We start from the raw sequence: 10,004 nt of genomic DNA, 5'->3' as shown, positions 1-10,004 counted from the left end.
CGGCGCGTGCTGGAGGCGGGCCCGCGCCCGCCTGCTGTTCGGCCGGCGTGCCCTTCACCTTCATCCCCGTGCGCGACCGGGCCGCGCTCGCCCGCATCCGCCTCGACGGCGCGCTGTGGCAGGCGGAGATCGCCGAAGGACCGGCGCCGCACCTCTACGCTTTGACCATGGAGGATTGGAACGCGGACACGGTGCTCGCCGCACGCATGTTCGCGCCCGCCATGGGCATTGCGGAGGACCCGGCCACGGGGGTCGCCGCGGTGGCGCTCGCGGCCTATCTCGCCGGCCTGCGGGACCTGGCCGAAGGCGAGAGCCGCTTCGCCATCCGTCAGGGCGAGGACATGGGACGCCCGAGCCTTGTGGAGCTGAGCGTGGACGTTGCGGGCGGCCGCATCACCGGCGTCCATGTGGGGCGGCGGGGCGGTGCGCATCGGCGGCGGCGCCCTCTCCCGCGCCGCGCTGGCCCGCCGCGCCGGCTGAGGACGCGCCGATCCCATAAAGTCCTCACGTCATCCCCCGGCTCGTCCGGGGGATTCACTTCGCGCCCGGGCCGGCGCTCGGGATTGGGTCGCAGCGCAAACGGCAGAGTAGATGCCCCGGACAAGCCGGGGCATGACGGCGCGCGTGATTCAAACGGCGCTCTGACCGTTCGAGAAGGCGAGCCCGATTCGCCGTTTGGCGGGCAACCCGAACGCTGGGTTCCCCGCGGCGTGCCGGCCAGCGGAACCTCCTGCGATCGAAGAACATTTCCTGCCCCCGCACAGAAGGCGCCTTGACAGGTGCGGCGTTCTGGCCTATCTCTTACTTATTGATCAATAGAACGAGGTCTCCCATGGAGCAGCCCCTGTTCAAGACCATCATGTCCTCCTTCCCCACCGGGGTCTCGGTGGTGACGGCGCTCGATGGCGAGGGCAATCCGCGCGGGCTCACCTGCAGCGCCGTGTGCTCGGTGTCGCTGGAGCCGGCCATGCTGCTGGTGTGCATCGGCAAGGGGTCCGGCACCCTGCCGGTGCTGCGCGAGCGCGGCTCGTTCGTGGTGAACTTCCTGGCGGAGAATGGCGGCGAGGTCGCCTATGCCTGCGCCTCCCGCACGGCGGACAAGTTCGCCGGCCTCGCCTGGCGGCCCTCGGAGCGCGCGCACGGCGCGCCGATCCTCGCCGACCATGCGGTGGCCTATGCGGAATGCACGGTTCACGAGCTGGTGGATGCGGGCGACCATCTGGTGGTCATCGCCAAGGTGGAGGACGGCGCCGCGTTCGAGGCGCGCCATCCGCTGGTCCATGCCCGCGGGCGGCTGGCCCAGCTCCACAAGAGCGCCGCGCAGGCGGCCTGAGGCTCAGGAGGCGCGCTTGACGCGGCGGCGCGCGGCGGCATCCACCGGCACCGGCGCGGCACCGGCGGTGCCCGGCGGGTCCTTGAAGGCGCCGCCGCCGAGAATGTCCATATAGGCGCTGGCGATCTCGTCGGCGCCGAGCGCGCCGTCGGGCTTGTGCCAGCGCAGCACCCAGTTGGTCATGCCGATGATGCCGAGGGCCAGCATCTGCAGGTTCACGGCGCGCATCTCCCCGGCGCGGGCGGCGTCCTCGATGATGGCGCGGATCTGGCGGTAATACTCCTCCTCCATCTCCGCGAGGCGCCCGGCGTGCTGGGCCTCCAGCTCCACCCGCTCGCGCAGGAAGATGGTGAAGAGTTCGCGCTGCTTCAGCATCATGTCGATGTGGCGCCGCACGATCTCGCCCAGCTTCTCGCGGTTGGAGAGCGGGCTCTGCGCCACCTCGGCCGCCATCTCGCGCAGCTGGCGGACCGGGCGCACGATCAGTTCGCCGAGAATCTCCTGCTTGCTGCCGAAATAATAGTAGAGCGCCGCAGACGTGGTGCCCAGCTCGCGGCCGATGTCCTGGATCGTGCTGGCGCGATACCCCTTGTCGGAGAACACCGCGGCCGCGGCCATGAGAACCTCTTCCCTGCGTCCCCGGTTTGATTGCTCTTCCACAGTCATTCCTGAATTCCGCACGGTTGAAGGTCTCGCCGCTCGGGAGGCTCGACGCGAGGTTATTACGCCCGATCACGTCCCGAAAGCAAACAAGGCCCGCTCCGGATAAATACGGGGTGAGGGGGCGCGCGGACCTATGGCCGCAGCACGATCTTGCCCGCAGCGCCCTGCTCCAGCGCCGCGAACGCGGTCGCCGCCTCGGCGAGCGGCAGCACCCGCGCCACCGGTGGGCGCAGGCCGCGCGCCGCGCAGAAGGCGACCAGTTCCTGAAGCTGCGCCCGCGAGCCCATGGCGCTGCCGACGATGGACAGGTCCATGGTGAACAGCCGGGCGATGTCGACGCTCGCCCTATAGCCCGTGGTGCCGCCGGGCACCACCATGACGCCGCCGCGCTTGAGGCATTTCAGCGAGTGGTCCCAGGTGGCGGGGCCGACCGAATCCATCGCCGCGTCCACCCGCTCCGGCAGCCGGCCGCCCATCTCCAGCGCCGCGTCGGCGCCGAGGGAGAGGGCGAAGGCGCGCGAGGCGTCGGTGCGGCCGGTGGCGTAGACCCGCAGCCCCGCCGCCTTGGCGAGCATGACGAGGGCGGTGGAGAGCCCGCCGCTTGCCCCCTGCACCAGGATCGCGCCGCCCGCGCGCACCTGCGCCTTCTCGAACAGCATGCGCCAGGCGGTGAGCCAGGCGGTGGGCAGACAGGCGGCCGCCTCGAAGCTCAGCGCGGAGGGCTTCGCCACCACATTGGCGCGGGGCACGCAGACGTGTTCGGCGAAGGTGCCGTCATAGCGGCCGGAGAGCACGCCGAAGGCGGGCTCCGCGATCAAGGGATGGAGGATGACTTCCGCGCCCTCGTCCGTGATCCCCGCCGCATCCATGCCGAGGATGCGCGGCAGGTCGGCTTTGGAGAGCCCGGCGCCGCCGCGCTGGCGCATGGCCTCGCCGCCCTTCAGCGACCACAGGTCGTGATGGTTCAGCGAGGCGGCGACCACCTTCACCCGCACCCAGCCCTGCGGCGGCTCCGGCAGAGGCCGCGGGCCGACCTTCAGCCCGGCGAGCGGGCGGTCGGCGTCGAAACGGTCCGCAAAGGCGGCGAGCATCTGTGTCACCGACGGCCGATGGGCGCCGCGAGGATCGCCTCCTCCTTGCGGTCGTACATGCCCTCAACGAGGTCGTGGAACGCCTCGCGCACCACGCGCCGCTTCACCTTCTTGGCCGAGGTGAGGGCGTCGGCGACGCTGTCCAGCGGCTGGGGGATGATGCGAAACTGCTTGACCTGGAGCACCCGGCCGAAGCCCGCATTGGCGCTCGCCACCTCGGCCGCGATCAGCGCCTCCACCTGCGGCGCCGCGGCAAGCTCGGCATAGGTGGAAGCGGGCAGTCCTTCGTCGCGCGCCCAGCGGGCGGTGCTGTCGCGCTCGATCTCGATCAGCGCCACGAGGTACTTCTCGCCCTGGCCGAACACCACCGCCTCGGAGATGTACGGGCTCAGCTTCATCGCGTTCTCGATCTCGGCGGGGTTGATGGTCTTGCCGCCGGCGGTGGAGATGGCGTCGTTCTTGCGGCCGACCAGGCGCAGGTCGCCGTCTGCCGTGCGCTCGGCGATGTCGCCGGTGTGGAACCAGCCGTCCTGGAGCGCCTTTTCCGTCGCCTCGGGCTGCTCCCAGTAGCCGGAGAACAGCATCGGCGACTTGAACAGGATCTCCCCGTCCTCGGCGAGCCTGAGGTCGCTGTCGGGCTGGTTGTCCATCAGCCGGCCGATGGTGCCGGGCTTGGGGAAGGGCCGCTGCTGGTAGCACACGGCGCACGCCGCCTCGCTGAGGCCGTAGGCCTCGCGGATGTCCATGCCCCAGATCGCCCACAGCGCGGCGACGTCCATGGGCATCATGGCCGAGCCGGTCTGCGCCCGCGCCACCCGGTCGAGCCCCGACCGTGGCGCGCAGGCGCCGGAACAGGGTGCGCCGCGCGAGGTCGAGCAGCATCACGCGCCAGCGCGCCGAGGGCACGCCGCGCCAGTACTCGTCCACCACGCGCCGGCCGATGCCCATGGCGAGGCGGTGGGCCAGGCGGTCGAGGGTGGAGCCCTCCTGCTGCTTCAAGGCCAGCTGCACCGCGATCTTCTGGTAGAAGCGCGGCGTCATGCCGATCACTTCGGGCCGGGCGCGGCGGAACACCTCCACCAGCTCGGCCTTCTCCGGCGCGAAGTGCGGCTGGAGCTTCGATACCAGCGGCACGATCTGCGTCACCATGGCGGAGGAGACGTGGGCGGTGGACAGGAACGCCACGTGCACGTGCGGGCGCTGGCGGATCGGCGGGAAGCGCATCACCCACTGCTCGCCCACCAGCAGCCAGGCCTTGTGGGTGTACATGACGCCCTTGGGCCGCCCGGTGGTGCCGGAGGTGAAGATGATGCGTGCCACGTCCGAGCCCTGGCCGCGGTCCACCATGGCGTCGAACAGCGCCGGGTCGGCGGCGAGCGCCGCGGCGCCGATGCGCCTGAGCTCGGCGAGGGTGATGATGCGCGCATCCGCGTCCGGCGGCGCGAGGCCGTCCACCTCGCCTTCCATCTGCACGAACAGGCGCACCGGGCCGAGCGGCTTCGACGCGCGCAGTCCGCATTCCAGGTGCGCGCGCTTCTGGCCGAAGAACACCATGGGCCGCGCATCGGCGATGACGTGCGCCACCTCCTGCCAGGAGCTGATCTGGTAGATGCCGACCGTGGTGCCGCCCGGCACCAGCGCGCCGAAGTCGCATTCCACCCATTCCACCGTCGGCTCGCCCATCACCGCCGCGCGCTCGCCGCGGCCGAAGCCGAGCGCGTTCGAGCCCGGCGCCGATCTCGGCGACGGCGTGCCGAAGGCGCGCCAGCTGACCGGGCGGAATCCCTCGCCGTCGGGCACGAAATAGAGCGCGGTCTCGGCGTCGCGGACCATGCGTTCGCGCACGATGGCGGGGATGGTCCAGTCCGCGGTCTGGGCCTCCACCACGCGCGGTTCCGCTTCCCAGAAGATGTGCTTGGCCATGACGAGGTTCCGGACCGAGGGGATCGATGGCGAAAATTCGGGTGGGCCGCCGCCTCAGGGCGCCGGCACGGTCTTGGTCCAGCCGCCGCGGCGCTTCACCCACTTGAACACGGTGGGGGCGGCGAGCGCCACCGCGCAGAGCGCCACCAGCACCGCCGAGATCGGCCGGGTGACGAAGATCGACAGGTCGCCGCCGCTCAGGAACAGCGTCTCACGCAGCGACTTCTCGAAGATCGGCCCGAGCACCAGGCCGAGCACCAAGGGCGCCATGTCGAAGCCCATGCGGCGCAGGAAGAAGCCGGCGAAGCCGCACGAGAACAGAACCACCAGGTCCCACATGCTGGAGCGCATGGTGTAGACGCCGATGATCGACACCACGAAGATCGCTCCCACCAGGATGTATTGCGGCACCCGCAGCAGGCGCACCCACAGCCCCACCAGCGGCAGGTTGAGCACCAGAAGCGCGACATTGCCGATATACATGGAGGCGAGCAGGCCCCAGACGATGTCGGGCCGCTGGGAGAGCAGCAGCGGGCCGGGCTGGATGCCCTGGACGATCAGCGCGCCGAGCAGCAGCGCCACGTTGGGCGTGAAGGGAATGCCGAGGCTGATCACCGGCACCAGCGCCGAGGTCGCCACCGCATTGTTGGCCGCCTCCGGCCCGGCGAAGCCCTCCACCGCGCCCTTGCCGAACTCGCGCTTGTGCTCGCGGGCGAGGCCCTTCTCGACCCCGTAGGAGGCGAAGGTGGAGGTGAGCGAGCCCGGCCCCGGCAGCAGGCCGATGAAGAAGCCGATGCCCGAGCCGCGCACGATGGCGGGCCAGGCGCGCCGCCATTCCGCGCGCGTCGGCACCATGTCGCGGATGCGCACGGATTCCGCCTTCGGGAAGCCCTTGCGGGTCTGCAGCACCTGCAGCAGCTCGCTCATGCCGTAGAGGCCGAGCGCCACCGGCACGAGGTCGAAGCCGAGCGCGAGGCTCTCGGTGCCGAAGGTGAAGCGGGTGCTGCCGCCCACCGCATCGACGCCGATGGTGGCGAGCGCCATGCCGACCAGGAGCATCATCATGCCCATCACCGGATCGCCGCCGGTGATGCGGATGAGGGTCAGGGCGCCGAGCACCGCGAGCGCGCAGAATTCCGGCGAGGAGAAGCTCAGCGCCGCGTCCGAGAGGAACGGCAGGAACAGGCTGAGGCCGAGGATGCTCACCGTGCCGGCGATGAACGAGCCGACCGCGCAGATCATCAGCGCCGCGCCGGCCCGGCCCTTGCGGGCGAACTCGTAGCCGTCGAGCGTGGTGACGATGGAGCCGCTCTCTCCGGGGATCTTGAGCAGGATCGCCGTGGTGGAGCCGCCATACATGGCGCCGTAATAGATGCCGGCCAGCATGATGATGCCGGTCACCGGCGCCAGATGCAGGGTGATGGGCATCAGGATCGCCATGGCGCCGAGCACGCCCAGGCCGGGCAGCACGCCGGTGGCGGTGCCGACGAGGGCGCCAACCAGGGCGGCGAGGATGTTTTCGGGCTGGAGGGCGACCAGGAACCCGCTGGCCATCGCGCTTAACAGGTCCATGGTCCTACCCCCACCTGAGCGCGTCGAAGAAGGCTCCCGAGGGCAGGGAGAGGTCGAGCACGTTCACGAACAGCAGCCAGAACGCCACCGCGAGGATGATGCTGGCGGCCATGGCGCGCAGCCACGGCGCGCCGCACATCCGCGCCATGGCGGTCATGAAGAGGAAGGAGGTGGCGATGGTGCCGAGCCAGGGCAGCAGCACGATATAGGCGCCGCAGAGCACCGCCACCGCGATGAGCCGGCCCGCCATGGCGCGGCTGGGCCAGGTGCCGATCTCGTCGTCCTGGACCGCGGGGGCGGGCGCCTTGAGCGTCACGTAGATGCCGAACAGGACCCACAGCACGCCGATCACCAGGGGTGTGCCGCCCTCCTCGCTGCCGACCGGGTCGCCGATGGGCAGCTTGGTGGCCTGCCAGGTGTAGACCGCGCCGAACAGCGTCAGGATCGCGGATGCGATCCTGACCTGCCCGCGCGTGATGTCCCGCGAACGCTCCATCCTGCTCCTCCCGTCGACCGCCGCCGGGGCGGATCAGTTGGCGCCCTTCGCCTTGGCGAAGGCGTCGTAGACCTCGGAGAAGCGCTTCGCCATCGTACCGCCGTCCTGGAACGCGACGACGATGCTCTGCGCCGAGAGCACCTTGACGAAGTCCGGGTCCTTCACCGCGGTTTCCACCGCCGCCACCAGCGTCTTGCGCACGTCGGCGGGCAGATCCTTCGGCGCGTACACCACATAATCGGACGTGGTGGTCACGTCGTAGCCCTGTTCCTTGAAGGTCGGCACGTCGGGGTGGGTGGCGACGCGCGCCGGCGCGAAGATGGCGAGGCACTTGGCCTTGCCGGCGTCCATCTGGGCGCGCAGCGTCGGCCAGGTGAGGTTCACCAGCTCGGTGTTCTTGCCGAGGAAGGAGGCGATGCCGTCCGCGTCGCCGCTGTACGGCACGAAGCGCACGTCGATGCCGGCGGCCTTGGCGAACGCGTCCCAGGTGTACTGGTTGAGCCCGCCCTTGATGCTGGAGACCTTGAGCTGGCCGGGATTCTTCTTGGCGTAGTCCACCATCTCCTTCAGCGTGTTGAAGGGCGCGTCGGGCTGTGCGCAGACGGCATTGTACATGGAGCCGATGCCGCCCAGGATCTCGTAGCTGGCGGGCGCGTTCCAGGGCAGGCCGGCGACATTGTGCACGGCGATGGTCATGGGGCTGTTGGTGGCGACGCCGATGCGGTAGCCGTCCGGCGGGGCGGTGACGACCGCGGTCACGCCGCGCGTGCCGCCGCCGCCGGCGATGTTCTCCACCGGCACCGGCTGGCCCAGCGGCTTCTCCATCGAGCGCGCGAGCGCGCGGCCGATGGCGTCGGAGCCGCCGCCGGCGGGATAGTTCACCACCAGCGTCACCGGCTTGGCGGGAAAGGGGTTCGCGAGGACGGGTCCGGCGCCAAGGCTGGCGGCGGCGAACGCGGCGACGGTGATGAGCTTCTGGAAGGTCATTGTTTTTCCTTTCAAGGCGCAAGGGATCGTAGGAAGACGCCGGCCGGGCTTGTGGTGCCCGGTCGCAGGCGCGGCCTCAGTTGGGTCCTCCATCTTCGGGGCGGTCGCGCTCGATCACCTCGATGATCATGCCGAGCGTGGTGCGCGGGCGAGTCCAATTGGCGGCGCCGCCTCGGGGCGTCCGGGGCCGGCCGCGAACCGCATGGGGGCGTCGAGCACCCATTCGACGCCGGCGGCGCGCCAGGCGGCCATCAGCGCGTCCAACCCGCGGACCTCGATGGAGAGCGAGAACAGGCCCTCGCCCCGCCGCTCCAGGAACCTTGCGATGGGGCTGTCGGGATCGGCAGGCTCGACGAAGGAGAGCGAACTCTCGCCCACCGGCGCCTGGACATAGTTGATCTGCGCCGGCCGGTCCGGCAGGCGCACGAGGTCGGCCTGCCGGGTGGGCAAGCCGAGGCGGGAGAACAGGCGGCCGGCGGCCAGGGCGTCGCCGACGGCGACATTGATGGTGCCGATCCTGAGGATCTCCATGGCCCGGCCCCCGCCTTTCCGCCTAGACCGGCGCCGGCGCGCCGGCGGCCTCTTCCTTGAGCCGCGCCAGCTCGGCGCGCTTGGCCTTGAGCTTGTTGCGCATGATCTCGGGGTGCTGCACCACCTGGCGCGGGTCCTTGAACTGCGGGATCACGTAGCGCCCGATCAGCTCGATGGACTGCATCACCATGTGGTGCGGCAGGCTGTCGAGGCGGAACCAAACCTCGTCGGCGCCCATGGCCTCGAACTTCTGGATCTGCTCGATGAAGTGGTCCGGGTCGCCGATGATGATGGAGCCGGATTCGAGCCGCAGATAGTCGAGGTTCTCCATGGCCTCGCCCAGCGCGGCGATGTCGCGCATATAGGCATAGTCGGGGGAGATGGTGGACAGGCGGGCATAGGCGTCGCCGGCCAGCTTGCGCTCCTTGATGATGACCGCGCCGGCCTCGTCGATCGCCTGCTGCGTGGTGTGGGCGCAGTGCGCCGTGGTGTTCACGGCGATGGCGTTGGTCACGTGCATGCCGGAGGCCTCGGCCGCATTGGCCTCGGTGCGGTAGACCTTGATCGCGTCCTCCACGTAGGACCAGCCGCGCTCCACCGCGCTGGTGATGACGCCGAGGCCCTTCTGCCCCGCGCGGCGCAGGGAATCCGGGCCGGTGGAGGCGACGAAGATCGGCGGATGGGGATCCTGGATCGGCTTCGGCACCAGGCTGCGCGGCGGCACGTTGAAGAACTTGCCCTCGAAGGTGAAGGGGTCCGACGTGAAGGCGGCCTTGATGAGGTCGATGCCCTCTTCCCACTGGTCGCGGGTGGTCTCGATGTCGACGCCGAAGCCGCGCAGCGTGAGCATGGTGTTGCCGCGCCCGGTGCCCAGCTCGATGCGGCCGCGCGAGAGGATGTCCTGGGTGGCGATGCGCTCGGCCACCCGGAGCGGGTGGTTGATCATGAAGGGGAGCAGCGTCACCGCGTGGCGGAAGCGGATGCGCTCGGTCTTGGCGAACAAATAGGGATAGAAGCACTCGGGCGCCGAGATCGAGGCGACGCCGATGGCGAAGTGCTGCTCGGACGTGCCGAACACGTCGAAGCCCATCTTGTCGGCGTGGATCACCTCCTCCACCAGGTCCCAGTAACGCTGGGAATAGGTCTGTCCCGGACGCGGATCGCCTTCCGAAAGAAAGCCGAATTTCATTGTCGTTTCCCTTTTTCTGTCCGCCTCTCGGGGCGGCGCGGGGTCGAGGCTTCAGGCGATGCGGTTCCGGGGGCCGCGTCGCCCGAAGGTCGTGTCGAGATCAGCCGGCCGGCTTCGGCAGGCTCTGGTAGAAGACGACGGCGTTGCCGCTCGGGTCGGCGAGCGTCAGCGTGAGTTCGTGGGGCGCCGCGCGCGATGGCGGGCACCGGGGCCTCGCTG

10 protein-coding genes and 1 pseudogene are annotated in these 10,004 nt (G+C 70.1%); 2 read left to right on the top strand and 9 right to left on the bottom strand.

Annotated features, from left to right (window positions below; translation table 11 throughout):
• The coding region (locus tag AC2W7M_RS12900) for a PhzF family phenazine biosynthesis isomerase (RefSeq protein ID WP_486132693.1) at positions 1 to 776 on the top strand (776 nt) is incomplete at its 5' end.
• A gap of 56 nt (positions 777 to 832) precedes the next feature.
• Entirely contained in the window at positions 833 to 1,333 is a 501-nt protein-coding gene (locus AC2W7M_RS12895) for a flavin reductase family protein (RefSeq protein WP_486132692.1), read from the top strand.
• A gap of 3 nt (positions 1,334 to 1,336) precedes the next feature.
• Here AC2W7M_RS12895 and AC2W7M_RS12890 read toward each other — a convergent pair whose 3' ends face one another.
• The 9 genes and pseudogenes from AC2W7M_RS12890 to AC2W7M_RS12850 form a co-directional block, all read right to left on the bottom strand.
• Positions 1,337 to 1,951 (bottom strand): TetR/AcrR family transcriptional regulator, encoded by a 615-nt coding sequence (locus AC2W7M_RS12890; RefSeq protein ID WP_486132691.1) that lies wholly within the window; start codon positions 1,949 to 1,951, stop codon positions 1,337 to 1,339.
• 176 nt (positions 1,952 to 2,127) lie between these two features.
• Positions 2,128 to 3,087, bottom strand: coding sequence for a zinc-binding dehydrogenase (locus AC2W7M_RS12885; protein WP_486132690.1), 960 nt, complete (start codon positions 3,085 to 3,087; stop codon positions 2,128 to 2,130).
• A 5-nt stretch (positions 3,088 to 3,092) separates the two neighbouring features.
• The gene (locus tag AC2W7M_RS12880; protein ID WP_486132689.1) at positions 3,093 to 3,902 is read right to left on the bottom strand and encodes an AMP-binding protein; all 810 of its coding nucleotides are present in this window, start codon (positions 3,900 to 3,902) and stop codon (positions 3,093 to 3,095) included.
• Positions 3,903 to 4,113: 211 nt separating this feature from the next.
• A pseudogene (locus AC2W7M_RS12875) lies at positions 4,114 to 4,920 on the bottom strand (AMP-binding protein); the annotation flags it as partial.
• A 144-nt stretch (positions 4,921 to 5,064) separates the two neighbouring features.
• A complete protein-coding gene (locus AC2W7M_RS12870; protein WP_486132688.1) occupies positions 5,065 to 6,582 on the bottom strand; it encodes a tripartite tricarboxylate transporter permease in 1,518 nt (505 codons plus the stop codon).
• A 4-nt stretch (positions 6,583 to 6,586) separates the two neighbouring features.
• Entirely contained in the window at positions 6,587 to 7,078 is a 492-nt protein-coding gene (locus tag AC2W7M_RS12865; RefSeq protein ID WP_486132687.1) for a tripartite tricarboxylate transporter TctB family protein, read from the bottom strand.
• A 33-nt stretch (positions 7,079 to 7,111) separates the two neighbouring features.
• Positions 7,112 to 8,065: a Bug family tripartite tricarboxylate transporter substrate binding protein gene (locus AC2W7M_RS12860; RefSeq protein WP_486132686.1), complete on the bottom strand. Its 954-nt coding sequence runs from the start codon at positions 8,063 to 8,065 to the stop codon at positions 7,112 to 7,114.
• A gap of 126 nt (positions 8,066 to 8,191) precedes the next feature.
• Positions 8,192 to 8,596: a VOC family protein gene (locus tag AC2W7M_RS12855; protein ID WP_486132685.1), complete on the bottom strand. Its 405-nt coding sequence runs from the start codon at positions 8,594 to 8,596 to the stop codon at positions 8,192 to 8,194.
• Between the two features lie 22 nt (positions 8,597 to 8,618).
• The gene (locus tag AC2W7M_RS12850; RefSeq protein ID WP_486132684.1) at positions 8,619 to 9,785 is read right to left on the bottom strand and encodes an LLM class flavin-dependent oxidoreductase; all 1,167 of its coding nucleotides are present in this window, start codon (positions 9,783 to 9,785) and stop codon (positions 8,619 to 8,621) included.
• Between the last annotated feature and the right edge of the window lie 219 nt (positions 9,786 to 10,004).

The organism is Xanthobacter sp. BG11Y11_SDJG, assembly GCF_057364445.1.
The sequence above is the reverse complement of the archived record's forward strand: the minus strand, read 5'-3'. Positions and strand labels throughout refer to the sequence as shown.